The sequence below is a fragment of the Capnocytophaga canis genome, assembly GCF_043187445.1.
In the GTDB taxonomy this organism is placed as follows: domain Bacteria; phylum Bacteroidota; class Bacteroidia; order Flavobacteriales; family Flavobacteriaceae; genus Capnocytophaga; species Capnocytophaga canis.
On the sequence record NZ_CP171121.1, the window covers coordinates 1,559,606 to 1,583,756 of the forward strand.

Consider the following 24,151-nt stretch of genomic DNA (forward strand, 5'->3'; position numbering starts at 1 on the left):
ATCTTTGCCACGTTCGTACGCACAAAACTTTTCTAAAACACTTGGGGGCTTTTGCCCTCTTTTTTATGCTTTCAGTTCGATAACGGCACTTTCTACCTCGTGGCGTTTGTAGTACACACGTCCACCAATTCCGTATGATTTTAGTATGCCTTTGCGTGTCCAATTGTTCAGGGTCGTAAGGTTCACGCCTAACAAGTTAGCCACTTCACGGCGGGTTAAATACTCGGTTGGGGCTTTGGGTTGAAAATGTTTTTTGAGTTCGTTAATTTGGGATTGTACCACCTGCGAAAATTGCTCTTTGAGTTGCTCGGGGGTAATCTGAATAAATTGTACTGCTTCCATCGTTGAATAAATTTTTATGTTTTTCGATGGGGCAAAGGAATAGAAAAGAAACAGCACCATTCGAGCCAGTGGCTGTGATGGTGCTGTATAATTTAAGAGACTTTAATATTTTTAGTCCTTTCCTGTTATAAAATTCTCTACGGAAATCATTAGTTTTTCAAGGAATGGGGTAAGAGTAGTTGTGCGGTTTTTCATTTTCTTTTTCTTATCCTCGTGGTCAAAATCTATTTCAAAAAAGGCTTTAAAACGGCTATATATTTCTTTTTGTGTTAATTCAGGGTTAAGTAACTTACTTTCAATTAACGCCTGTACTAATTCGGCTAATTCTATTACTTCGCCTTTCCATTGTAGGGGTTTGATATTTTGATTTTGAGGTTCTTCCGAAACAACGGGGGCGGGTTGGGCTTCCCAAAAATTGGGGACGGGTTGGTTCTTTAATTGTTCTCTTCGGGCTTCGATGAACTCTAAAACACGACGTGCCGATATTTCAAAGTTTTTGTATTTTTTATCATCAAAAAATATAGTATATCTATCTTCATAAATATCGCTAATTTCTAAGAAAGGAATGTAATATTTAAATGTTTCGTAAGGTATTCCATATAATCCTTTATCCAAAATTTTCTGTACTACATAATTCCCTAATATATATTTTCCACCGTCTAACGTGTCTTTTATTTCCTCAATATTCTTAAAAGGTTTTACCTCTTCTGAATAAACATCTATACATCTTTCTATTTCAAAGATAAAATCAGAGTAGTGTATTTCTGTACTATTGATTTTGATATATTCAGAAAAAGGGAATATATTATCTCTATTAGAATACATATGATAGCACAAACTATCTTCTAAAAAATCCAAATAATCAACTTCCACGCCGTCGGGATAGTGCTTTTGCCACTCCTTAAAATCGTTGCCGTAGTTATTTATAAAGTCCTTATAAGACAAATACGTGACGCCTATTTTTTCGGGTTTTTCCATACCTCAACTTTTCTAAAACATTCTTATTTTCAAAAGGTTTGCCCTTAATTTATTGGTTTTTACGCCCTAAAATTACCTTAGGGCTGGTTTTAAGGGGTTTCCGTAACAGAACCCCCCGTTAATGTTGCGTTTATGTAGTCATTTACTCTTTCATTTATACGAAATGCCGTTTTTGTATAAACGTGGTTACGAACGTGGTAAATTTTAGCCTTTTTTTTCCACGTGGTTACGAACGTGGTAAAAATTCAGTATTTTTTTCCACGTTGTTTTTTTCCCTCATCAGCACACTTATTAACGTTTCATTGATGTAATAGTTTGATTTTCCTATTTTTATTTTAGTCATAAATCCTGCCTGTGAAATCGTATCTAAATAGTTCAACGCTGTACGTTTGGAAACCCCTAAATCATTTTGCAAAAACTCTATTTTGGTATATGGGTTTTTGAATAGGTTATTTAATAAATCTTGGCTGTATAGTTTTGGAAATTCGGTGCGTAGCCGTTGTTTGGTGCTTTGCATTACTTGTTTTATTTCCTGTACTAATTCAATGGTTTGTATGGCTGTAACCTCAACGCCTTTAAGCAAATACATTACGAGGCTTTCCCAATCATTACGGGTGCGTACCCCTTGCAATACTTGGTAATATTGTGTTTTGTTCTGAATGATGTAACGACTTAAGTACAATATGGGCAAATCCAAAAGCCCTTGTAATACCAAATACAAAATATTGATAATTCGCCCCGTACGCCCGTTGCCGTCATAAAAAGGGTGTATACTTTCAAACTGATAATGTATAACCGCCATTTTAGTAAGGGGGTCAAGTTCCGAAAATTCATCATCATTGACAAACCTTTCAAGGTTCGCCATTAGGTTTAAAATTTCGTCCTTGTCTTGCGGTGGGGTGTAGATAGTTTCGCCGAGTGAGTTCATTAATTTTGTACCCGCCTGCGTTCTGAACCCTGCCTTGTTTTGCTCTAATGTTTCCTGAATTTGTAAAATATGTTTGTTAAGTAGTAGTTTTTCAGTTCGTACGATTTGAAACCCCAATTTTAACCCTTGTGCGTAATTAACCACCTCTTTGCTGGCGGGGTTTTTGGTTTCAATCAAAATATTTTCCTTGTATAAATCGTCGTGTGTGGTTACGATATTTTCTATTTCACTACTGCTCTTGGCTTCTTGTAGAGCAAGGGTGTTTATTAAAATTTGCTCGTTCGGAATGGTTTTAACCACGCCTTTAAGTTCCGCCAAGTGTCGGTGTGATTTTGCTAATTGTCGTAATACGGAGGCGGTTTCTATTTCGGTTGTTGGAGGTAAAAATGGTATTTTGAAGTTATTCATAACTATTTTATATTTAAGTCGTTCAATTGGTTTAGTTCTTGGATTAGTTCGGGTTTGGAAGTTAAGAAATCGACCATTTGTAAAGCGGTTTCGGCTTCATTTTTACCGATGTATTTTAGTAACATTGCTTCGGTGGAATGCCCCGTAACGTTCTTAATTATCGTCGTGGGTAACTTTCCGTATAGGTTGGTTGCAAACGACCGCCTACATACGTGCGAGGTTATAAACTCGTATTTTGGTAAGGTTACTTTTATGGTTCGTTTGTTGCCTTTGCCCTCGTAATTACCTTTATCGTCTTTCTCTATGGCGTTGCCGTTGCGGTCAATCAGCACCGACCTTGTGTGTGTTATTGGAATATCAATACCCGCCAACTTACATACTTCTTTAATGTATTCGTTAAGGCGTTGGATACTGATAGGATAAGGAAGCCCCGCATTTTTTATTTCTAATATTTCAGAGTTAAGCCCCTCGATGATAGGAACGATAACTATTTTACCTGTTTTTTGTTGTCTTATTCTAACTGCAGGAGTACCATTGTCCAAATAAGCAAAGTTTGAAAGGTCTATCTTTAAAAGGTCGCCCCCACGTTGTCCCAAATGGCAACCCAACAAAAGCCACTTACGGGCGTTGTGCAGTTGTAAGTTTGTTATTTTGCAGTCTCTTATCTGTTGGAGTTCCTGAGGATTGAGGTATATAGGCAACTCTTTTTCGGGTGTCCCTTTGGCTAATTTAGGCAGTTGGGGGCTTGTCTCAATGCCTAATGTATTTGCTTCGTTGCATACGGCTTTGAGGTTGTCCATTAGTTTGAGGGCGTAACTATCTTTATGCTGTCTTGTATTTATTAGCCAATCCAAAAAAAGGCGTTCAAACTTTAAATCTATATCCTTTGCCTTGTAATGCTTTCGGGTTTTGGATTGATAAGCGTTGAAAATGGTTTTTAATGTTTGATAAGATTTTACCCTACTTTGAGAAAGTCCCAATGTACCCCGTCCGTTTTTGCGTGTGTGTGCGGTTTGTATGATGTAATCGATAAGGTCAAGGATAAACGCACTTTGCCCCGTGTTGGGGTCGTCTATTCGTTTGAAAAAAATATCGATTTGCGTTTGTAGCCAATCGGCATTGATAGGGTTGCCGTCCCTTTCAGCAATATTTACACTTTCACGAATGAATGCCCGTAGTTGTTCAAGGGTTACAATGGTGTTTTTGTTTTCGGGGTTGTTGGCTTTGGGTAGCCCCTTTGTTTTGTTCCAATATTCGGAATTGACAAAAAGCCCTGTTTTGCGTTTTATATCTTTGCCTTTACCTCGACCTAAAACCATTCGTAGGTAAATAGGGATATTTTCCCCTTGACTTTGGAGTATAAAATTTAACGTTGCCATTATGTTACTTTTCTAAAACAAAGCAAAGGTACGAAAAAAAATACACCCTAAAAATTTAGCCGACATTTAGCCGACATTTTCTGTTTTGCTTTCAACTTTATTGTATTGTTTTGTATTATTTGCAACAAATTTTTTAAGGCTAATTAGTTGAATTACAGAACAATAATGCTGATTTTAAAGAGAATACGAAAAGAGTTAAAATACAGGTGTCTTGTCCCGCTCCGAGTACATCAAAAAATCGTAATACTTTTATAGTGAAAGTGTTGCGATTTTTTTATTTTCATTTTTGCTGATATCCATCAAAAAATCAATCATTAAATTTGTAGAACAAGTGAAACAGGGGATGTTTACCAATCCTTGTAAGACGTGATTTATCATTAGTAAAGATGAATCAGAACTTCAAGATATAACTATAATGATTCATAATTTGTTTTTCAAAATCACCAACATAAAAAGTAAAAAATGCTTTAATCTTGAATATTATAAAAAGATTTTTATTGCAGTAAATTAAAAAACAAATGGGTATTACTTACAATTTCTGTATGAAAAGAAAAAATTAAGATTTTTTTAGAATAAAATAAAGATACATTTCTTACATTTGCCCAAATTTTAAAATATGACGATTCAGCAAGTTCAGAATGAGATTATAGAAGAATTTTCATTTTTCGATGATTGGATGCAACGTTATGAATATATGATTGAGCTTGGAAAGTCGCTCCCTTTAATTGATGAGAAATATAAAACGGATGATTATCTGATTAAAGGATGTCAAAGCAAAGTGTGGCTGTTTGCTGATTTTGAGGATAGTAAAGTAAAATTCACAGCCGACAGTGATGCAATCATTACTAAAGGAATCATAGCATTGTTAATACGTGTTCTTTCAAATCAGAAACCGAAAGATATTGTTGAGGCTCCGTTGGATTTTATTGAAAAAATTGGATTAAAAGAGCATCTTTCGCCAACACGAGCTAATGGATTGGTTAGTATGCTTGAGCAAATGAAACGATATGCTTTTGTATATCAACTAAAAGAATCATAATTATGTCAAATACTATAAATACCGAAGACTTAGGCGAAAAAATCGTTGATATGCTCAAAACGATTTATGATCCAGAGATTCCTGTTGATATCTATGAATTGGGACTCATATATGACGTTTTTGTCAATGAGAATTACGATGTAAAAATATTGATGACCCTCACGACTCCTAATTGTCCTGTGGCAGAAGTATTACCTCAGGAGGTACAAGAAAAAGTTAAGAGTATAGATGAAATCAATGAGGTGGAGGTGGAAATTACTTTTGATCCACCTTGGCATCAGGATATGATGAGTGAGGTTGCAAAATTAGAACTAGGATTTTTGTAAGATTTGACACAAGAAATCGTAAATAGAGTAACTAAAAGTGCGTTGGAAATCTTCGACTTGGAAGATTATTACCCAAATGAAAGACGTTTACTGCTTGACATTAAGGAATTCCTTCATGAGGGATTTATTCTCAGAGAAAAGGAATTTAGAGAGGCTTTGGACAGCTACTCGTGGGAAACGTATGAAAACGCTTATGTAGCGATATATTGCTCCACCGAAGCTATTTTACCGGCGTGGACGTTTATCCTTATCGCATCAAAGTTACAGCCTTATGCAAAGAAAATTGTACAAGGTGATTTGCAGAGTTTGGAGGTAGCTATTTTTCAGGATATTATAGCAGGGGTGGATATCTCCTATTTAATCGACAAGCCTGTGATAGTGAAGGGTTGTTCAAAAAAACCTATCCCCGAAGAAGCATATGTCATGGCGGTGCAACGTATTCAGCCCATAGCTCGAAGCGTCATGTTCGGGGAAGCGTGTTCAGCAGTGCCTATTTACAAGAGAAAAAATATGTAACATTTTTAAAATTAATTATAACAAACAATGAAAAAACTTTTATTATCGGTTTTATGCTTATCTTCATTAAGCATTTTTGCACAAAACGAAGAGTCAAATTGGAAAAGAGGAGGTAATGCTTCTTTGATGTTTAACCAAGCTGCATTCAATAACGAATGGACAGGAGGAGGAACAAGCAACGTTGCGGCAAATTTGGCTATCAGCTATGCTGTTAACTACAAAAAAGATGCATGGACATGGGATAACAACTTCTTCATTGACTACGGTATCACAAAGTTGAAAAATGATGAATTTGCAAGAAAAATCAATGACCGTTTTGAAATTAATTCATTATTAGGTAGACAAGCATCAGAGTTTTGGTATTATTCACTTTTTATGAATTTTAAAACACAGTTGAGCAATGGATATAAGTATTCTGCTTCTGACAAAACACTTATAAACAGATTTTTATCTCCTGGTTACTTCCAGTTAGGGCCTGGTATGTTGTGGAAAAAAAGCGATAATTTAAAAGTGAATCTTGCTCCTGCAACATTAAAAGTGACTTCTGCAAGAAAGCAATTTACAAATTATGTTGATAGTTTTTACGGGGTGAAAAGAGGTAAAAATTTCAATTACGAGCTGGGTCTTGCTGTTGGAGGATATGCTAAATTCAATTTAATGGATAACGTTTCTATGGAGAATATCTTGAATTTGTATAGCAACTATTTAGACAAACCACAAAATATAGACATAGACTACACTGCTAATTTGGTGATGACTATTAACAAATATTTATCGGCGAACTTTACTTTCCAAGCGATTTATGATGATAACGCTGTAAAAGGATTCCAAGTTCGTGAAGTATTAGGTTTAGGAGTTAACTACAAGTTATAATATTCTATTAAAAGATTTGCAAAATGAGGCACTCGAATTCGATTTGCCTCATTTTCATTTTACTAGGAACCCTAACACAATTCATTTAAGTATAAGATGTTGTTTACGAGATTCAGAATTTGTTCCTCTGTGTTAAAACTATGTAGGCAAATTCGTAGGCGTTCCTCTCCTTTTGGAATGGTAGGGGAGAGTATAGGCATCACGCCAAAACCTTTATTTTGAAGTTGTTCAGCTACCGATTTCACAAAATCATTCCCTGATACAATCATCGCTTGAATTGAAGAGTCAGAATGAATAAATGAATAAATTTTTTTATGTTTTTCTAAGGTATTTTTGAAAAGAGAAATGTTTTCCTGTAATTTTTTAATATGTGTTGTTTTTTTTAATTGCCTATATCCTGCTACAATATGAGCAACACTCTGTGGAGGCATTGCTGTAGTATAAATCAGTGAACGGGCGAAATTTATTAAATAATCTTTTACCACCCCGGAGGAAAGTATAGCAGCTCCGTGACATCCTAAGGCTTTTCCATAGGTTACAATACGAGCGAATACTCGATTCTCCAACCCCAGATGTTGTACCAAGCCACAACCAAATTGACCGAAAACTCCTAAAGCATGAGCCTCATCCACAATTAGGAAGGCTCCATACTGCTCACATAGTTCTGTCATTTTTAATAAATCAGGAGAATCTCCATCCATTGAAAAAACAGATTCGGTGGCTACAAAAGTAGTTTGTTTGGAAGAAGAAAATTTCTTGAGGAGTTTTTCCAAATCGGATAAATCATTATGTTTAAATTTGTATGATTTTGTCAATCCCAACGAAATTCCATCACGAATGGAAGCGTGTATATAATTGTCATACAACATAATATCATTCCGTTGAGGAATACATGAGAAAAAACCAACATTAGCATCATAACCCGAATTAAATAACAAAGCACTTTCCGAATTATGAAATTTAGTAATCTCATTTTCAGCAACTTCATACAATGAATGATTCCCTGACAGTAAGCGAGACCCTGTCGCCCCGTGTTGCCATTTTTGTTCAGCTAATATTTTTTCTACTTCGGCATGAATTGCTTTTGACGAGGCAAAGCCAATGTAGTCATTGGAGAAAAAATCTATTGTGAACAAATTGTTTTTAAGTGTCCGAAAGGCATTATCTGCTTTTCTATCCGCTATTTTTTTATGTATATGCTCAGGAATACGCATCTAATTAAGTTGAATATGAATGTAACACCATTAATTTTTGAATGGACAACAAAAGTAAGCGAAAAGTTTAATTTCTACAATTGCTTGTAAATTTTTATGGTATTTCAATTTTTTCTCCTAAAAATTTTGGTGTAACACCAAACAAAAGATCTATGAAGAGTTTTGTTCTGGCTAAATATTCACGAATTTGGGTTTTAAAACCTAAATGTGTAGGCAAATCTTTGGCATTAAATCCAATGGCATCTATATTATTTTTCAGAGCGATATAAATAGCCCGTTCATTATGAAATTTTTGTGAAATAATGGTAATTTTTTCTTGTCCAAAGATAATCTTGGCTCTTACTACTGAATCCAAGGTTCTGAAACCAGCATAATCTAAAAAAATACATTCTTCGGGAATTCCTCTTTCAATCAAAGCTTCTTTAAAGGCTTGTGGTTCATTGTAATTACTGTTGTTGTTATCGCCACTCACCAAGATATAATCAATTTTTTTAGCTTCAAATAAGGCTAGTGTAGCGTCAATCCGATATGTAAAATAAGGGTTCTCGGCTCCGTTAGAAAGTTTTGGGATTGTTCCTAAAACTAACCCTACTTTATTGTGTGGAATCTCATCTAAGTTATTGTATGTCATGTTTTTGGTTCTTTTTACAATAGTTGTATTACACATGAGAATACCTAAAAAAAGTAGTAAAGCTGAAAAAACAACCCATTCGAGTACTTTTTTTATTTTGAAAGAAGAAAAGTATGTAGAAAATGTTTTTTTCATGATTGATAGACGTTTTATCATAGGCGTTTCTACACTAATGATTCGAAAAATACAATTCACCTACAGCCAGATATAACTCAACTGTTAACTTCTATGAAGATTAGAGATAACGGATCACATCATCAACTTAGATTCTCTTATATTGGGTTTGTTGCTACTTTCCTGCAAAAATTTTGACATCTGTTTCTGAGATTTCTTTGCCTCCTAAAATAATAAGTCGTTCTACCACATTTCTCAATTCACGTATGTTTCCTGTCCAATCTTGTTCTTTGAGTAAATTGATGGCTTTTGTACTGAATTTTTTAGGTGAAATTCCCTGTTCTTCGGCAATTTTTTGAGAAAAATGCTCTACCAGCAGAGGGATGTCATCACGACGTTCGTTCAATGACGGTACTCTGATCAGGATTACTGCCAATCGATGGTACAAATCCTCGCGGAAGCGACCTTCGGCAATTTCTTTTTTCAAATCTTTGTTTGTGGCAGCAATGATACGAACATCCACATTGATATCCTTGTCGCTCCCCACGCGTGAAATTTTGTTTTCTTGCAATGCACGTAGCACTTTTGCTTGAGCTGAAAGACTCATATCACCAATTTCATCTAGAAAAATAGTTCCATTATGGGCAGCCTCAAATTTTCCAGCACGGTCCTTTACCGCAGATGTGAAAGCTCCCTTTATATGTCCAAAAAGTTCACTTTCAATAAGTTCTGAAGGTATGGCAGCGCAGTTTACTTCCACCATTGGCGCTTCGCTTCTTTCGCTTTTTTCATGTAGAGCATGAGCTACAAGTTCTTTTCCTGTTCCGTTGGATCCAGTGATCAGAACTCGAGCTTCAGTGGGTGCTACCTTGTCGATAATCTGGCGGATTTGTTCTAAGGCATCACTCTTGCCAATCATCTCGTAGTTTTTATTAATTTTTTTCTTAAGGCGTTTGTTTTCAATTACTAACTCCTTTTTGTCTAAAGCATTTCGAACAGTGTTAAGTAGGCGATTTAAATCGGGAGGCTTGGAAATATAGTCATAAGCCCCCAACTTCATTGCATTTACGGCGGTTTCCAAATCTCCATGGCCTGAAATCATTACAAAAGGGATTTCAGGTTTTATTTTTTTAGCTTCGGTCAGCACCTCCATACCATCGAATTTTGGCATCTTAATGTCGCATAAGACCAAATCAAAATCGTCTTTTTTTATTTTTTCAAGTCCTTCCAATCCGTCGGGAGCTTCTTCAATTTCATAGTCTTTACTTTCCTCCATGAGTATTTTTCCAAGCACTCGACGGATGGCAGCTTCATCTTCAATGATTAATATTTTAGACATAAGGTCAATATTTTTTGCGAAAGATACGTTTTTATTCGTAAAAAGCAACGGTTTTTAGAATTTTTAATATTCGTAAAAAGGAAAATTGGAAAATAATATAAGTTTGTTTTTCAGTGAAATATGTATAATAAACAGATGTTTTATTGATTTTTATTTATGATAAATTTAGTATTTTCTTATCTTTGCGATAATAATCAAAATAATCAATAATGAAAAATAAACGTATTTTAGTTATTTTAGGCAGTTTACTTCTAGTGGCCTTTTTGTTTCAATCTTGTGGAGGAACCAAGAGAGCTAAGCACTCGTCTCATGCATCACAACGTAAAACAATTTCGCACACTCCAAAGTCAAAAACTTCTGTGGAGACAGGAATTTACAAACGAAATGTGGTGGCTGCATACTATCACGACAAGTTCAATGGTCGAAAAACAGCAAGTGGAGCTATTTTTGACAATAATAAACAAACTACAGCACATCGAAATTTGCCTTTCGGGACGCAATTGAAAGTTACCAATCGAGTGAATGGAAAATGGGTGTATGTAGTAGTTAATGACCGAGGTCCTTTTACAAAAGGAAGAGAACTTGATATGTCAAAAAAGGCGTGGATGAGTATTACACATGACACAAAAATAGGATTATTAGATGTTGATATAGAGATAGTTAAAAATTGATTAACGGACATTTAAGAATATATTATTTGATAATGACACATATTATTTGTACCTTTGAAGCAAGTTTTTTAAATTGATCAAAAATATACGCCATGAAGGAGCAATTAGAAAGAGAGATACGCATACTCGCTCAAAATATCGTTAATTCCGTGGGAAGTTGGGATTTAGTTTTTTTAAAGAAAGAAGCTGAGAAGTTGCATGAAAAGATAACGATATTGAGTTTTGTTGAAAAATATTACGTTACCTTAGGTGTTACAGAAGGTAGAATGGATTATACGATGCGAAAAGTCGCTAATTTCATTGAGGAACACCAAGATGACGAAGATATTTTCGCTGTTCCTCCTCAATATTCTGAGCCTATAGCTACTCCTGCTTCGTCGAAAGTGGAGAGAACTCAACCCACCGAAGACCCCGTTCAAGTTCAGTCTGATTCTACGGTCGCAGAACATGCCATACAACCTCAAGAAAATAAATTTGCAGAACCTGTTTGGAGTAAGAATCTTGAGTGGGCGAAACCTGAACCAAATGAACAACCCGCAGAGAATCAATCGTACGCTACCGAAATAGTACAATCATCTGAAAAACAAGAGGTTCTTCCAGAGGAATCTGTTAAAGATCATTATACAGATTGGACAAAACGCTTTCAAGAAGACGAACTTACGAATGTTCAATCACATGAGACTGAGACAGTGCAACCTGTTCAAACACAAGAGATTCTTCCCGAGGAGCCTGTACGTGATCATTATGCGGATTGGGGAAAACGCTTTCAAGAGGACGAACCTAAGGACGTTCACCCTCATGAAACAGAGGTGGTAGAGCCTGTTGAAACACAAGAAGTTCTTCCAGAGGAACCTGTACGTGATCATTATGCGGATTGGGGAAAACGCTTTCAAGAGGACGAACCTACACATGTTCAATCGCACGTGACAGAGGCACCACAGCCTGTTGAGAAACAAGAATTTACTCCTGAAGAGCCTGTACGGGATCATTATGCGGATTGGGGAAAACGCTTTCAAGAGGACGAACCTACACATGTTCAATCGCACGTGACAGAGGCACCACAGCCTGTTGAGAAACAAGAATTTACTCCTGAAGAACCTGTGCGAGACCATCATATCGAATGGGCACCCCCCCCACAATTGCAACAATCCGTTGAGGAAGAAGAGCAGTATACAGGATTTCAATCGCAGTTTCCTGAAACAGAATCCGTGGCCGAAACAAAAGAAGTTTCTTCGGAAGAGCCCGTACGAGATCACTATTCTGATTGGGCAAAACCCGTAGAAACAGCACAACAATCAGATGTTCAGCCGAATCCTACAACGATGGAGCAATCAACAGAAGTTCCGTTTGAAGAATCTCCACAGGATTACCATATTGAATGGGCAACACCAGCGCAGGAAGAACAACAGGTTGATTTTCAGTCCTATTTTGTGCAACCAGAGCAACGGGAGCGACAAGAGGAAATTCAGCAAATTTTAGAAACTCCTGTGGTGCAAGAGCCTGTATTACCAACAGTGAATGAAACGAACGATAGTAAAAACGAGTCTGTCATAGATTCCATATTCTCTCAAACTCAACAATTAGAATTTGAGAAAAAGGAAGAAAAACCGCGAGAATTGATATTCGAAACACCACCTACGCAATCATTTGTTGTTGAAAAACGAGAGGATACAGAGGCAAAAACTCCACCATCGTTGAATGACCATCTCGGAAAAAATATGCCAATCGGTTTGAACGACCGCCTAGCATTTATCCGCTATTTGTTTTTAGGCAGTGAAAGTGAGTACAATGCTGTTTTGCAACGATTGAATGAAATGAATAGTATGTCAGAGATCGTACTCTATTTAGAGCAAAATGTCAAACCAATTTACAATCATTGGAAGGGTAAGGATGAGTATGAAGAGCGATTCTTGAAATTGATTCTTAAACGGTTCGAAATCCAATGAGTAAACTATATCTGATTCCTACGCCTATCGGAAATTTGGAGGACATTACTTTACGCGCATTGCGATTACTCAAAGAGGTTGATATGATTTTAGCAGAGGATACTCGTACGAGTTCTAAACTGTTAAAACACTATGATATAGCAACTCCAATGCAGAGCTATCATATGCATAATGAACACAAAGTGGTAGACTATTGGGTACAGCGAATAAAAAATGGTGAAACAGTGGGTCTCATTACTGATGCTGGAACACCAGGGATTTCTGATCCGGGTTTTCTCCTGACAAGGGCTTGTTTGGAGCAGTGTATTGAAGTTGAATGTTTACCGGGAGCTACAGCTTTTGTCCCTGCTTTGGTTAGTAGCGGTTTGCCTAACGATCGTTTTATTTTTGAAGGGTTTCTGCCCGATAAAAAAGGAAGACAAACACGTCTGCAATCACTGGCAGAAGAGAAAAGAACTATGGTCTTATACGTATCTCCGCATAAGCTATTGAAAACCATCGGTGATTTTATTTCTGTTTTTGGAGAAAGTCGAAAGGCGAGTATTTCGAGGGAACTAACTAAATTACATGAGGAGACTCAACGAGGCACTCTGTCAGAATTGAAATCGTACTACGAGAAGAAATCTCCAAAAGGTGAAATCGTGATGATTGTTCAAGGGAAATAGAATTTTATAGACAACGAAAGTTCACAACCACATCTATTTGATAATGGATGTGGTTTTTTGTTTTTAATAGGATTTGGAACATGATTTATTCCCTTTTTTAAAATATATCTTATACCAATGAGTTAAATAAATATAAAAATATTGTTAAATGGATGTTTTTTATGTTTTGAAAAAATTAAACAGTATTTTTTTTGTTTTAAAATGACTTTGTTAGTAAAATAGTCATGCTATTTTGCTTTAAAGTGTATGAAATTCTATAAAGTAAAAATTTATGGAAAACCATTCTTACTGATAAAAGTCAGTTTTTTTGTCATATACGCAAAACTACAACGTTTTCGTTTAACATATGTATATTTAGATTGGGTATAAATTGATTATTTAATACAAAAAGCTCTTTTTTATTACGCGTTAATGTTGTAATTTAGTCCTCGAAAAACAAGATAATGTACTGATATGGCAACTGGAAGTAAAGAAAAAAAGAAGTTTTCGCTAATCCCACCACCCCAGTGGCGATTGCCAGCATTGATTGTTATAGGAGCGATGTTTGGTTTAGGGTTCTATGCATTGTATCTCAGTAGGGCTACATCCTATATGTCAGATGATCCCAAAGCCTGTATCAACTGCCATGTGATGACACCTCATTATATGACTTGGAATAAAAGTTCTCACCGTGAAGTAGCAAGCTGTAACGATTGTCATGTTCCACAAGACAATATGTTCAGTAAGTACTACTTTAAAGCAAAAGATGGGCTTTGGCACTCTTATGTATTTACCACGAGAAACGAACCAGAGGTCATTCGAGCTAAAGATGCTTCAGTGGAGGTTATTCATCAGAATTGTGTGCGTTGTCACATCGATCAAGTAACCGATGCTAAGCTGGAAAGCGATGTAGCTAATCATATTCACAGTCGCACTGACCGACTCTGTTGGGAGTGCCATCGTGAAGTGCCTCACGGAGCAGTCAAAAGTCTGTCGTCCATTGGATTTCAGATTGAACCTACTCAGTTTGATAACGGAAGAGATAGTGTTCGCGTGATGGAGTGGATTAAAAAGAGTAACGAAAGTAAAAGCAAATAAACATTTTAAAACTGACAACAATGAAAAATTGGGTATTTTTTATCGTAACAATAATTGTAGTGTTTGGACTGGGATGGTTAATCTCAAACATCACTGACAGAAAGGCAGAGGCAAAGTTTGCCTATAAGCCAAAAGTAGAAATTAGAACGGACAAAATTGAGCCACGAGACTCTATTTGGGGATTGAATTATCCACGCCAGTATCAATCATATATGAAAACAGCAGATACTACCTATAGAAGTCCATTCCGTTCAAGTGGTCATTTAGATGCACTTGAACACGAACCAGATTTGGTGATTCTTTGGGCAGGATATGCGTTTAGTAAAGACTATAATCAACCTCGTGGACATGCTTATGCAATTCAAGATTTAAGAAAAACCTTGCGTACGGCTTCTCCTAAATTTGATGGAGATGGTCCGATGCCTTCAGCTTGTTGGGATTGTAAAGGGCCAGATGTGCCTCGTATGATGCAAGAGCTTGGTCTACCAGAATATTACAGCAAAAAATGGTCTGATTTGGGTAGTGAAATGGTTAACTCTATAGGTTGTGCAGATTGTCACGATCCTAAAACAATGAATTTGACGATTACCCGTCCAGCGTTGGTGGAAGCGTTCAAAGTGCAGGGATTTGACATCAACAAACAATCTCATCAAGAGATGCGTAATTTAGTGTGTGCTCAATGCCACGTAGAGTATTATTTCGATAAGAATAAGGTGGAAGGCTCTATGTTTGTGGTGTTCCCTTGGCACAATGGTATGACAATGGAAGGAGCTGAAGAGTATTATGACAAAATCGGTTTCTATGATTGGGTTCACCCGCTGAGCAAAGCTAAAATGTTAAAAGCTCAACATCCTGATTATGAAATATATAAGACAAGTGTTCACGCAAAACGTGGGGTTTCTTGTGCCGACTGTCATATGCCTTACAAATCAGAAGGAGGACAAAAATTTACAGATCACCATATAGGTTCACCGTTGGCTAATGTTGAAAATTCTTGTTTTGTTTGTCACAGAGAGAATGCCAATGATTTGATAGGAGATGTTTATGAGCGTCAAGCAAAAGTACAAGAAGGAACGTCACAATTAGCTCGTCAAGTGGCAATCGCTCATATTGAAGCTAAAAAAGCATGGGATTTGGGTGCAACAGAGGCACAAATGGCTCCAATTTTAGCCAATATCCGTAAAGCACAATGGCGTTGGGATTATTCAGTAGCTTCGCATGGAGGTTCTTTCCACGCTCCTGTGGAAACACAACGTATTGTAAATAGTGGTTTAGGATATGCCCGTGATGCCCGTTTAGGACTTTCTAAAGTGCTTTCTAAGCTTGGATTTGAAGGCGAGGTGCCTCTACCTGAATTCAAAAAAGAAGTACTACAGGCTTACATCGGGTTGGATATGGAAAAAGAACGTGCTAATAAAAAAGAATTCTTGAATACTTTAGTTCCTGAGTGGATCAAAAAAGCTAAAGAAAGAGAAGCTAAAATGAGTAATTAATTTTGTTAGGACTCCATAGCTGGACTATCCGTAGGATTGCGTATCTTTGCTCCTTGTCAGCGAAATAGGTAATTTTACGGATAGTTTTTTAGTATGCCTCTCATCACATCAGTTTATAATCCTCCTTTGTTATTCCGTCAAGCGGATATTTCAACGATTTATTCGGGCAAAATACGCCAAGTAAAAGGCGTTTTTCAGTCCAGAGAGCGTATCGAACTTCCCGATGGTGATTTTTTAGATTTGGATTGGAGCTATGCCTTTGAAAAAACTAATCGGTGTATTGTTATCCTTCACGGATTGGAGGGTTCAGCAAAGCGTCCTTACGTTTTAGCAACAGCTAAGTTATTCAATCAAAATGGATATGATGCCTGTGCGATGAATTTTCGCGGGTGCGGTGGCGAACCCAATCGTCTGTTTTCAACGTATCATTCAGGAAAAACAGATGATTTAGAAGCTGTCATACTAAAAGTACTTCAACTCGGATACTCCCAAGTTTTCATAAAGGGATTCAGTATGGGAGGAAATATTGCATTGAAATATGCAGGAATGCATTCGCTTCCGACGGAGGTAAAAGCCGTTGTAGGGGTGTCCGTGCCTTGTGACTTGAAAGGGGCTTCGCTTAGGTTGTTAAGTAATCGTAATTGGCTTTATGCCAAGCGGTTTCTTAGAACACTTATTGTAAAAATTAAAGAAAAACAACAGCGATTCCCTACAAGAATAACCCTTGATGAAATACAATCTATCAGAAATTTACGAGATTTCGACAATGTGTATACTTCAAAAGCCCATGGTTTTAAGGATGCGGATGATTATTACGAACAATGTAGTTCTTTACCTAATTTAGGAAACATTCAAGTACCTACGTTGTTGCTTAACGCTAAAAATGATTCGTTTCTTTCGCTAAGTTGTTTTCCATACGATATTGCTAAAAATCATCAATTTTTGTGTTTAGAGACTCCAAATTACGGAGGGCATGTGGCTTTTTATGACGCTCAGAACATCTATTATAATGAGAAAAAAGCGTTACAATTTTGTGAAAGTCATTGTTCCTAAAACGACAAAACGTGTATTCATTCCAAATTCGACTTGATAACATTTGTTACAAATCGGAGATTCGCTATAGAGATAATTTTTTATGTTTAGTTCTGATCATCATAGTTCAAGTAAGGCGTTTTGCAATATAATACCCATATTTAGGGGGAGTATTGACACTTACAATATCATGTCATTTGAATGGTTAATACATTCAAAATAGGATGCACTAAACGTGGTGTTTCTCAATTCAGTACCACATCGAAATGACATGACTAATAACAATTGCTGTTAGTTTTTTTATCGAAATACCTTTACAGTAATAGCTATTTAATTTCCTTGATTATCAGTAATTTAACTTTGTATCTAAACAAAATAAATGGTATGTTTACTTGTTTTTTTTATAGAAAACTTGCATGATAAAAAAAATATACATACATTTGCAACGTATTCACATTGAGGTTTGGTAGTTCAGTTGGTTAGAATACCTGCCTGTCACGCAGGGGGTCGCGGGTTCGAGTCCCGTCCAGACCGCAATTAAAATTTAGTTGTGTTGTTTTGTGTAAAAACTTTTTACACAGGTTTATGGTAATAAACCAATGGAGGCTTTCCTAGTTTAGGAAGGCTTTTTTTGTGATATGAAACACCTTTTCTTTTAAAAATCAGAGATTTAAAAGTAAATCACATAACGCTACATAGTTTTTCTACACATCTATCGTGATTTTTTGCTTAACTCTTCACAGATCAGTAATTATGGATAATGAATGTAAATTCTGATTAAAAACGAAAAATTGACGTTTTTAAGTTTTATGTACTTCTTACTCATAATGGATTTTGATATACATGAATCTTCTCAACATACGACTGTTTAGGAATGCTACGTTTTTTGTTTTTATACTTCTTTTAACATCAGAAATTTGTTTCTTTTCATGTAAATATAGATTTTTGTAACTTGAAATGGTATGCGTATTAAAAATATAAATTTATGAAGAGATATAGCTTAAGTGTTTTATTTGGTCTGTTAGTAGGAAATCTGGTGGCTCAAACACCTCAAAACGTGCCGAATGACACTATCAACAAAATAGAACAAAAATCTGATGAGATTTTTGACAATTCGCAAGAAACTCCCATCTACATACGTGAAGAAACAACAACTCTTAAAGATCATCCGAAGGCTGAAAGTTATGACAAAAAATGGTTGAAAGAGCTATCTAATTCCGATCTTTTTTTTCAGATGAGCGAGGTTATTCACAATGAACCTATTGAAGATGTGATGTTCGAGGAACTTTCTACCGAAGTATTGAAACAACGCTTAGAAAAACTTAATCAGAAAACGCCTTTTAACGTGGAATACAATCCTATTTTGGAACGAGTTATTAAATCATTCCTAAAAAATAGACGCAGTTCGTTGGAGCGATTAATGAGTTTGAGTGACTACTACTTTCCTATGTTTGAACAGGAAATGAGTAACCACAAAATCCCTTTGGAAATGAAATACTTGGCAATTGTAGAGTCGGCGTTAAATCCTAAAGCACGTTCTCGAATGGGAGCGACTGGTTTGTGGCAATTCATGTTTACAACGGGAAAAGCATATGGTTTGGAAGTGAGCAACTATGTGGATGAGCGTAGTGACCCAGTACGTTCCACCAAAGCGGCAGCTCGTTTCTTGAGCGAACTCTACAAGATTTTTGGTGATTGGGATTTGGTGTTGGCGGCATACAATTCGGGGCCAGGCAACGTAACCAAAGCAATGCGACGCTCAGGAGGCAAGAAAAATTATTGGAATTTACGTCCTTATCTGCCACAGGAAACCGCTGGTTATGTACCCGCATTTTTGGCGACACTGTATATTTTTGAGTACGCCAAAGAACACGGATTCAGACCACAAAAACGGGCAAACCATCATTTTGTGACAGATACTGTGCGAGTGAAACAGGCTGTTCCGTTCAAAAATATCGCTGAATTGACAGGAATGGACATCCAAGAGATTCAATTTTTCAACCCTTCTTATCAATTAGATGTGGTGCCGTATGTGGAAGGTCGAAATTATGCGTTGCGTTTGCCAATTGAAGAAATAGGTAAATTCGTAGCAAATGAGGATATGATCTATTCCTACATCAGTGAGGAAATTTCCAAACGTGAAAAACCGCTTCCCGCATTGTTGAAAGGGGATTACGTACGTGGAGGTAAAAAAACGACCTATATAGTCAAAAAAGGAGATGTGTTAGGGAAAATTGCATCCCGACACGGTGTTACAGTTTCAAACCTTAAAAATTGGAATAAAATTAAGGGAAATAACATCAGAGTAGGGCAAAAATTAGTGATTTACAAGTAGTTTAGGAAATCGTTTGTTTTGGTAAGCTTTTTGATAAGCTATTTGAATTAAAATATTTTTTATGAAACGATTGTTTTTCACTTGTGCGTTTTTTATATATTTGTTAAGCTCTGCTCAGATGACTTTCTCGGAACGAGTTGAGTATTCTGAATTAGCTACTTCGAAGGACAAACAACTTTTTTTTGTTGATTTTTGGGCAACATGGTGTGTGCCATGCATTCATGTGTCTACCTATTTGAATACTGTACAAGAACAATTTCGCGAAGAGCTTTACATTGTTTCTGTTACTCAGGAAAATTCGGATGTTGTACGTCCGTTTTTGATAAAGCATCCGACAAAATTGGCGGTAAGTATTGATTATGATGGTCAGAATTTTAAAAAACACAATGTTCGTGCGTTGCCTTACGGGGTGTTGTTCAATGCTGAAGGAAAAATCTTATGGAAGGGAAATCCCGCTGATTTCACTCCCAAAATAATCCGTGAACAATTGGCAAAAAACAAGAAAACTACTCCGATTTATGATTTCCTAAAGTACGCTTCTTATCAAAATGAAGTAGAAACAACGCTTGATTTTAACGGAGATTACAAGATCCAACGAGCAAATAACCCGTGGGGGTCGTCGCCCGTAGTGGAACGTAATGGAGATATTACAATAATCAAAGGCTCTATTACTCAAATCATAGGATATTTGCTTAAAGTTAGTAGTCGCCAAGTGACGATGAAAGGTGAAAATGCCCAGTATGAGCTATTGATAAAGAAAACAGTAAACAAAGCAAGGCAAGAAAGGCAGATAGCCGAGTCTATCGTCAAAGAATTGGGGTATAAACTTCGAAAAGAAGAGCGGTCGGGACAAATTTTAGAAGTGCGTTTGCCCGAATCTACCGCCAACTATTGGAATACTGACCAGATTGATTGGGGAACAAAAAATTCTAAATTTTTAGTGGATGATAATCAGTTTTCTGCTGATAATATCTCAGTATATGATTTTCTGTATAAATTGTCGGAAGTGGTGGGTAAACCCATCTCAGTCAAAAATTCACATTACGCAAATGACCAGTTGTTTGACTGGCAAATGCATTATTGGTTTCGAGATTTAATGGTTGACAATCTATCTCAATTGGGAATCCAAGCTCAAGAGACATCTGGAAATTTTACGAGATATTTTTTGGAGTAAATTACGGTTTTATAATTCACCAATTTTAAGGCATATAATCAATATGAAGCATTCAAAACAAAAAATCACGGTTCTTTTGCAATTGTTTTTTATAGGATTCGGACTTGTTTCATGTAAAAACAATCAACATCCCGAAAAAAATACAATCGTCTTCGAACAGAAAGTGCTTTCTGCTCCTGAGGAGATTGCAAAAACAGAGGGTATTGAAGACAATAGATTTGATATTGTCGAAGTAAAAACCACTCCAGAGGGCGTTACCACTGAAAAAGACTCTTTAGAAATAGAAAAACAAGCTATTTACGATGATTTTATAAACATCAAAAGCCTCTCTGGAGATTTTGTTTTAGATATAAAATATGCTACTGAGGATAATTTTTTAGGACAAGCCGTATACGATTGCCCTGAGTGTTTTCTACGTAGAGCAACAGCTCAGGCGTTACACAATGCTAATGAAGAGTTTAAAACTTTGGGCTATCGTATTAAAATCTTCGATTGTTACCGACCTCTTTCTGTTCAAAAAAAAATGTGGAATATACTTCCTGGAACGAACTATGTTGCTAATCCAGCAAAGGGTTCAAAACACAATCGAGGAGCAGCAGTGGATCTGACATTGGTTGACAGTGAGGGCAATGAACTGGATATGGGTACACCTTTTGACTTCTTTGGAAAAGAAGCACATCACACCTATACTAAGCTCCCGAAAGAAGTTTTACAAAATCGTAACTTACTAAAAACCACGCTTAATAAACACAACTTCAAGTCTATTTACTCCGAATGGTGGCACTATGAATATCGTCCTGAAATGGAATCAAAAGTAGAAGATTTCGTGTGGGAATGCAATTAGCCCCATTCGTAAAGCATTCAGTTTTTCCAAAGATTAAATTTTGCTTTCCTAAAACCTAAATGAGCCAATGGGTTTTATCCAATAAAGAGTCCGATGAATACTTTTTAAATAGCTTTAGAAAAATTCCTCTTGAAAATTCAAATTTTTCTCAGGAAAGGCTAAAAAGTAGTTTGTCAGGTCGAGACTTTTGTGTTTATAGCAATTGATACTTTTAATATAAACTCTTTATTTTGATATTTTCACCAAATATTGAGGCTTGTTTATAGTCAGCGTACGAACTACTTATTTGAAATAAAAATAGTTTAGAAGTTTTATTAAAGTACTTATTTGAGTTCCATTTTTTCGGCAAAATACTCACAAAAATCCCGCATTGTATCCCGCATTTTTTCATCTTCCGTAGCACGGTAAAACGTCTCGGCCATCGATGAAAGCGTTTGATAAAAGAAAAGTTTCATTTCATCAACAGGCATTTCTTTCGTCCATAAATCAATGCGTAGTGCTTCTTTATTTTTAGAATCCCAAACCGACAAGAAGATGGCTTTTGCCTCCTCATTGTAAATTCCTCCATCTTGAGCATTCCAAAAAAGTTTTTCAGGAATTTTATTTTCGTCCAACGCTACGGTTAATTCAATTTTTGATGTGTTTGCCATTATTTTTTAGGTTTATAAAATGATTGTTTAAAAATTTCATCTGCATCCATTGCTAATAGCTCAATGAGCGATTTACCGTTATTTTTTTGAGCATAACTTTTTACGATTTGCAACCCGATGTATCGTCCGATTTGCCCCGGGGATTCATTGTCAAGCTCTAAATAGAATTTGGAGAATGGAGCTGGATAAATGAATCGGTTGAGTAGCTGTTTGTTAGTTTGGTAAAGCAATTCGTTTTCAATGAAGTAACGCCATATTTGACTTTCATTTTCTGTAGCCCATTGTGTTTTTTCCGAATCGTACTTCAACAAATCACCATCCGATTTCTTTGGGAGTAATTGTGATAGTAAGTAGAGCTTCTTACCTTCGTAAATCATATGATCTAAAAAAGAAAGGTGTTGATTCCGAGGGACTAATTTTTCAGCGAAAGTTTCGGCTATATCTGTAACAATATGTTCTTTTTTGAGCTCCGAACGTATGTATTTCTGAATATTTTCGTAAAAATAGTGTTCTTCGCCTAAATAGTTATCCAGCTGAATAAATAAAAGAGAATCGGCATAAATGACTCTGGAGTGATAGTCCACCTCCGATGTCACTGTAATTACCTTAGGAGCTACAAACTTCGGGAAATAGTATTTTACGTGTTGGAACAGGTGTTTTATTGCTGTTTTTTCATTGGAGAAATCACCAAAAACCTTGTTGATTTCTCTTACAATCTCTTGATTAAGAGTGTCTTTTTGGTATTCTTCCCATTTTTCGTCCTCTGTATAGGCAGAAAACAAATAAGGGTATTCTTTTTTTAATTCGGATAATTTCCCAGCGGGTGATAAAAAGAACAAAGAATCGAAGCGGATGGTTTCAAACTCCATAGGAATCTGAGCGATTTCTCGTTCTTTTTTATCACCGCAGGAAATAAAAAATAAAATAACGACAGCGAATAAGATTTTTTTCATGGAGGATACCTTTTGTTCGTGCAAAGATATATTTTTTAGGAAATAAACGCAAAAGAAATGCACTCACTAATAGAACTATAACTAAAGTAGCTCAAGAAAAAGTTCCTGTCATGATAATAAAATCCTAAATCGCATCTTTTTTCGGGAAAGCTACGATATAATCCCCTTCCTTTTTGAAAGCTAACTCTACGTCATTAAAGTAAATTTCTTTCAGTTTTCCCACAAAACCACAATGATTTTCAATATAACCTTTAATTCTCAAAGTGTCTGTCTTTTCAGCTTGTCTGATTAAAAAACGCACTTCTTTCCCTGTGTATATATATTCCACTACATTTTTTTCCCAAGCAAATACCACTATATTACCTTTATAAAGAGCTACCTCTGCAATATCTTTGATAAGAAGACTGTCTTTTTGAAGAAAAATCGAAATATCCTTCCCAAAATTACGATGGGCAAGGTCATAAAAGCTGGAAGGAAGGTTTTCATTTTCTTGGATGATTAGTCTCAAGTCAGCAGGAGGGGGGAACATCTTTTCTTTTTCTCTTCGAGAGAAGAATCTTTCTTACAGGCAACAAAGCCAATTAAAGCTAAAAAAATATATAATTTTGATTTCATATGTTTGTATTTAAATGTTAAATAGTTCATTGAGAATCAACGATTATAAAGAAATATTCTTTACCATACGTTTTAATAGAAGTAATTATTACTCTTTTTATTTTTGTTCTTATTGTATCCCTTTGATAATAGCCAGATCAGTATCAAATTTCATACTATACATACTGGAAGGTTCTTTCTCACTGCCTGGCTATTGTATGCGATGGAAGGAAGGGGCTTATTCAATCATTTAACGGAATTCCAGTTCAGATGTGCCAATTTAGCTCATTAGATTTTTATTTTTTTATGGAATTCGCTGATTTAAAAATTCATCAGTCAGCTATTATAAGAAGATATTTGACCAAAAAGCCAAAATTACAAACAGCAAAGGAACTAATGAAAGTAGTTGATTTGATGATAATTACTGATAAAGAATCTTTTGAAGGGGCTTTGAGTTTATGGCTTGAAAAGTGGGAAGATTTTCTAAATGAAAGAACTATTAATCCTTTGACAAACAAAAGTTTCTATACATATAAAAAACTCAGAAGTGCTTACAGAAGTTTAAAAACAATCTGCCTTGGTTGTTTACTTGGTATGATAATTATGAATTAGGTATTCCCAATACAACTA

Annotated in this window: 24 protein-coding genes and 1 tRNA gene; 15 read left to right on the plus strand and 10 right to left on the minus strand. The window is 36.0% G+C overall.

Going from position 1 to position 24,151, the window contains the following annotated elements:
- Positions 1-63 precede the first annotated feature (63 nt).
- The 4 genes from ACF3OB_RS06610 to ACF3OB_RS06625 all read right to left on the minus strand — a co-directional run bounded on the left by ACF3OB_RS06610 (position 64) and on the right by ACF3OB_RS06625 (position 4,035).
- Positions 64-342, minus strand: a complete 279-nt coding sequence (locus ACF3OB_RS06610) for a helix-turn-helix domain-containing protein (protein ID WP_095893670.1) — start codon at positions 340-342, stop codon at positions 64-66.
- A gap of 111 nt (positions 343-453) precedes the next feature.
- Positions 454-1,320 (minus strand): RteC domain-containing protein, encoded by an 867-nt coding sequence (locus tag ACF3OB_RS06615; protein ID WP_392447179.1) that lies wholly within the window; start codon positions 1,318-1,320, stop codon positions 454-456.
- A gap of 226 nt (positions 1,321-1,546) precedes the next feature.
- Positions 1,547-2,656, minus strand: coding sequence for a Fic family protein (locus ACF3OB_RS06620; RefSeq protein WP_392447183.1), 1,110 nt, complete (start codon positions 2,654-2,656; stop codon positions 1,547-1,549).
- A 2-nt stretch (positions 2,657-2,658) separates the two neighbouring features.
- On the minus strand, positions 2,659-4,035 hold the full coding sequence (locus tag ACF3OB_RS06625; protein ID WP_392447185.1) for a tyrosine-type recombinase/integrase: 1,377 nt from the start codon (positions 4,033-4,035) through the stop codon (positions 2,659-2,661).
- 616 nt (positions 4,036-4,651) lie between these two features.
- Here ACF3OB_RS06625 and ACF3OB_RS06630 point away from each other — a divergent pair.
- Genes ACF3OB_RS06630 through ACF3OB_RS06645 form a run of 4 tightly spaced genes read left to right on the plus strand, consistent with a single transcriptional unit; the run spans position 4,652 to position 6,789 of the window.
- Complete coding sequence (locus ACF3OB_RS06630) at positions 4,652-5,074, plus strand: SufE family protein (protein ID WP_095912072.1); 423 nt, start codon at positions 4,652-4,654, stop codon at positions 5,072-5,074.
- 2 nt (positions 5,075-5,076) lie between these two features.
- Positions 5,077-5,400, plus strand: a complete 324-nt coding sequence (locus ACF3OB_RS06635; RefSeq protein WP_042008329.1) for a DUF59 domain-containing protein — start codon at positions 5,077-5,079, stop codon at positions 5,398-5,400.
- A gap of 3 nt (positions 5,401-5,403) precedes the next feature.
- The gene (locus tag ACF3OB_RS06640) at positions 5,404-5,916 is read left to right on the plus strand and encodes a DUF2480 family protein (protein ID WP_172917902.1); all 513 of its coding nucleotides are present in this window, start codon (positions 5,404-5,406) and stop codon (positions 5,914-5,916) included.
- A gap of 27 nt (positions 5,917-5,943) precedes the next feature.
- Complete coding sequence (locus tag ACF3OB_RS06645; RefSeq protein ID WP_042005384.1) at positions 5,944-6,789, plus strand: DUF3078 domain-containing protein; 846 nt, start codon at positions 5,944-5,946, stop codon at positions 6,787-6,789.
- A gap of 71 nt (positions 6,790-6,860) precedes the next feature.
- On the opposite strand, the gene ACF3OB_RS06650 is transcribed toward ACF3OB_RS06645, so the two are convergent.
- From ACF3OB_RS06650 to ACF3OB_RS06660, 3 genes are all read right to left on the minus strand, one after another.
- Entirely contained in the window at positions 6,861-8,003 is a 1,143-nt protein-coding gene (locus ACF3OB_RS06650) for an aminotransferase class I/II-fold pyridoxal phosphate-dependent enzyme (protein WP_392447188.1), read from the minus strand.
- 94 nt (positions 8,004-8,097) lie between these two features.
- Positions 8,098-8,634 carry a vancomycin high temperature exclusion protein gene (locus ACF3OB_RS06655; protein WP_255395918.1) on the minus strand — a complete coding sequence of 179 codons (537 nt, stop codon included), beginning with the start codon at positions 8,632-8,634 and terminating at the stop codon, positions 8,098-8,100.
- 289 nt (positions 8,635-8,923) lie between these two features.
- Positions 8,924-10,087 carry a sigma-54-dependent transcriptional regulator gene (locus ACF3OB_RS06660; RefSeq protein WP_042005387.1) on the minus strand — a complete coding sequence of 388 codons (1,164 nt, stop codon included), beginning with the start codon at positions 10,085-10,087 and terminating at the stop codon, positions 8,924-8,926.
- 209 nt (positions 10,088-10,296) lie between these two features.
- On the opposite strand from ACF3OB_RS06660, the gene ACF3OB_RS06665 reads away from it, so the two are divergent.
- The 10 genes from ACF3OB_RS06665 (at position 10,297) to ddpX (ending at position 21,324) form a co-directional block, all read left to right on the plus strand.
- Positions 10,297-10,758: a septal ring lytic transglycosylase RlpA family protein gene (locus ACF3OB_RS06665; protein ID WP_042005388.1), complete on the plus strand. Its 462-nt coding sequence runs from the start codon at positions 10,297-10,299 to the stop codon at positions 10,756-10,758.
- 92 nt (positions 10,759-10,850) lie between these two features.
- Entirely contained in the window at positions 10,851-12,704 is a 1,854-nt protein-coding gene (locus ACF3OB_RS06670) for a hypothetical protein (protein WP_392447190.1), read from the plus strand.
- Complete coding sequence (rsmI, locus tag ACF3OB_RS06675; RefSeq protein WP_392447192.1) at positions 12,701-13,369, plus strand: 16S rRNA (cytidine(1402)-2'-O)-methyltransferase; 669 nt, start codon at positions 12,701-12,703, stop codon at positions 13,367-13,369. The genes ACF3OB_RS06670 and rsmI overlap by 4 nt, the downstream gene beginning before the upstream one ends.
- A 453-nt stretch (positions 13,370-13,822) precedes the next feature.
- Positions 13,823-14,446 (plus strand): cytochrome c nitrite reductase small subunit, encoded by a 624-nt coding sequence (gene nrfH, locus ACF3OB_RS06680; protein WP_042005392.1) that lies wholly within the window; start codon positions 13,823-13,825, stop codon positions 14,444-14,446.
- A gap of 20 nt (positions 14,447-14,466) precedes the next feature.
- Positions 14,467-15,939, plus strand: coding sequence for an ammonia-forming cytochrome c nitrite reductase (gene nrfA / locus ACF3OB_RS06685; protein WP_095893661.1), 1,473 nt, complete (start codon positions 14,467-14,469; stop codon positions 15,937-15,939).
- A gap of 93 nt (positions 15,940-16,032) precedes the next feature.
- Complete coding sequence (locus tag ACF3OB_RS06690) at positions 16,033-16,992, plus strand: YheT family hydrolase (protein ID WP_392447195.1); 960 nt, start codon at positions 16,033-16,035, stop codon at positions 16,990-16,992.
- A 439-nt stretch (positions 16,993-17,431) separates the two neighbouring features.
- Positions 17,432-17,505, plus strand: a tRNA-Asp gene (locus tag ACF3OB_RS06695).
- Between the two features lie 451 nt (positions 17,506-17,956).
- On the plus strand, positions 17,957-19,306 hold the full coding sequence (locus ACF3OB_RS06700; protein ID WP_042005396.1) for a lytic transglycosylase domain-containing protein: 1,350 nt from the start codon (positions 17,957-17,959) through the stop codon (positions 19,304-19,306).
- 61 nt (positions 19,307-19,367) lie between these two features.
- Complete coding sequence (locus tag ACF3OB_RS06705; protein WP_392447198.1) at positions 19,368-20,480, plus strand: TlpA family protein disulfide reductase; 1,113 nt, start codon at positions 19,368-19,370, stop codon at positions 20,478-20,480.
- 280 nt (positions 20,481-20,760) lie between these two features.
- The gene (ddpX, locus tag ACF3OB_RS06710; RefSeq protein ID WP_042005417.1) at positions 20,761-21,324 is read left to right on the plus strand and encodes a D-alanyl-D-alanine dipeptidase; all 564 of its coding nucleotides are present in this window, start codon (positions 20,761-20,763) and stop codon (positions 21,322-21,324) included.
- Positions 21,325-21,647: 323 nt separating this feature from the next.
- Here the strand turns inward: ddpX and gldC are convergent, their stop codons facing one another.
- From gldC to ACF3OB_RS06725, 3 genes are all read right to left on the minus strand, one after another.
- Complete coding sequence (gldC, locus tag ACF3OB_RS06715) at positions 21,648-21,974, minus strand: gliding motility protein GldC (protein WP_042344001.1); 327 nt, start codon at positions 21,972-21,974, stop codon at positions 21,648-21,650.
- The gene (gldB, locus tag ACF3OB_RS06720; RefSeq protein ID WP_042344000.1) at positions 21,974-22,927 is read right to left on the minus strand and encodes a gliding motility lipoprotein GldB; all 954 of its coding nucleotides are present in this window, start codon (positions 22,925-22,927) and stop codon (positions 21,974-21,976) included. Before gldB ends, gldC begins: the two co-directional genes overlap by 1 nt.
- A 124-nt stretch (positions 22,928-23,051) precedes the next feature.
- Positions 23,052-23,456 (minus strand): hypothetical protein, encoded by a 405-nt coding sequence (locus tag ACF3OB_RS06725; protein ID WP_392447201.1) that lies wholly within the window; start codon positions 23,454-23,456, stop codon positions 23,052-23,054.
- A gap of 371 nt (positions 23,457-23,827) precedes the next feature.
- Here ACF3OB_RS06725 and ACF3OB_RS06730 point away from each other — a divergent pair, with 371 nt between their 5' ends.
- Entirely contained in the window at positions 23,828-24,133 is a 306-nt protein-coding gene (locus ACF3OB_RS06730; protein WP_232745206.1) for a hypothetical protein, read from the plus strand.
- The last annotated feature ends 18 nt before the right edge of the window (positions 24,134-24,151 follow it).

Excerpts from the sequence above, each read along its gene's own strand:
- ACF3OB_RS06610 (WP_095893670.1), bottom strand. The coding sequence starts at position 342 with ATGGAAGCAGTACAATTTATTCAGATTACCCCCGAGCAACTCAAAGAG.
- ACF3OB_RS06615 (WP_392447179.1), bottom strand. The coding sequence starts at position 1,320 with ATGGAAAAACCCGAAAAAATAGGCGTCACGTATTTGTCTTATAAGGAC.
- ACF3OB_RS06620 (WP_392447183.1), bottom strand. The coding sequence starts at position 2,656 with ATGAATAACTTCAAAATACCATTTTTACCTCCAACAACCGAAATAGAA.
- ACF3OB_RS06625 (WP_392447185.1), bottom strand. The coding sequence starts at position 4,035 with ATGGCAACGTTAAATTTTATACTCCAAAGTCAAGGGGAAAATATCCCT.
- ACF3OB_RS06630 (WP_095912072.1), top strand. The coding sequence starts at position 4,652 with ATGACGATTCAGCAAGTTCAGAATGAGATTATAGAAGAATTTTCATTT.
- ACF3OB_RS06635 (WP_042008329.1), top strand. The coding sequence starts at position 5,077 with ATGTCAAATACTATAAATACCGAAGACTTAGGCGAAAAAATCGTTGAT.
- ACF3OB_RS06645 (WP_042005384.1), top strand. The coding sequence starts at position 5,944 with ATGAAAAAACTTTTATTATCGGTTTTATGCTTATCTTCATTAAGCATT.
- ACF3OB_RS06650 (WP_392447188.1), bottom strand. The coding sequence starts at position 8,003 with ATGCGTATTCCTGAGCATATACATAAAAAAATAGCGGATAGAAAAGCA.
- ACF3OB_RS06655 (WP_255395918.1), bottom strand. The coding sequence starts at position 8,634 with ATGACATACAATAACTTAGATGAGATTCCACACAATAAAGTAGGGTTA.
- ACF3OB_RS06660 (WP_042005387.1), bottom strand. The coding sequence starts at position 10,087 with ATGTCTAAAATATTAATCATTGAAGATGAAGCTGCCATCCGTCGAGTG.
- ACF3OB_RS06665 (WP_042005388.1), top strand. The coding sequence starts at position 10,297 with ATGAAAAATAAACGTATTTTAGTTATTTTAGGCAGTTTACTTCTAGTG.
- ACF3OB_RS06670 (WP_392447190.1), top strand. The coding sequence starts at position 10,851 with ATGAAGGAGCAATTAGAAAGAGAGATACGCATACTCGCTCAAAATATC.
- rsmI (WP_392447192.1), top strand. The coding sequence starts at position 12,701 with ATGAGTAAACTATATCTGATTCCTACGCCTATCGGAAATTTGGAGGAC.
- nrfH (WP_042005392.1), top strand. The coding sequence starts at position 13,823 with ATGGCAACTGGAAGTAAAGAAAAAAAGAAGTTTTCGCTAATCCCACCA.
- nrfA (WP_095893661.1), top strand. The coding sequence starts at position 14,467 with ATGAAAAATTGGGTATTTTTTATCGTAACAATAATTGTAGTGTTTGGA.
- ACF3OB_RS06690 (WP_392447195.1), top strand. The coding sequence starts at position 16,033 with ATGCCTCTCATCACATCAGTTTATAATCCTCCTTTGTTATTCCGTCAA.
- ACF3OB_RS06700 (WP_042005396.1), top strand. The coding sequence starts at position 17,957 with ATGAAGAGATATAGCTTAAGTGTTTTATTTGGTCTGTTAGTAGGAAAT.
- ACF3OB_RS06705 (WP_392447198.1), top strand. The coding sequence starts at position 19,368 with ATGAAACGATTGTTTTTCACTTGTGCGTTTTTTATATATTTGTTAAGC.
- gldC (WP_042344001.1), bottom strand. The coding sequence starts at position 21,974 with ATGGCAAACACATCAAAAATTGAATTAACCGTAGCGTTGGACGAAAAT.
- gldB (WP_042344000.1), bottom strand. The coding sequence starts at position 22,927 with ATGAAAAAAATCTTATTCGCTGTCGTTATTTTATTTTTTATTTCCTGC.
- ACF3OB_RS06725 (WP_392447201.1), bottom strand. The coding sequence starts at position 23,456 with ATGTTCCCCCCTCCTGCTGACTTGAGACTAATCATCCAAGAAAATGAA.
- ACF3OB_RS06730 (WP_232745206.1), top strand. The coding sequence starts at position 23,828 with ATGGAATTCGCTGATTTAAAAATTCATCAGTCAGCTATTATAAGAAGA.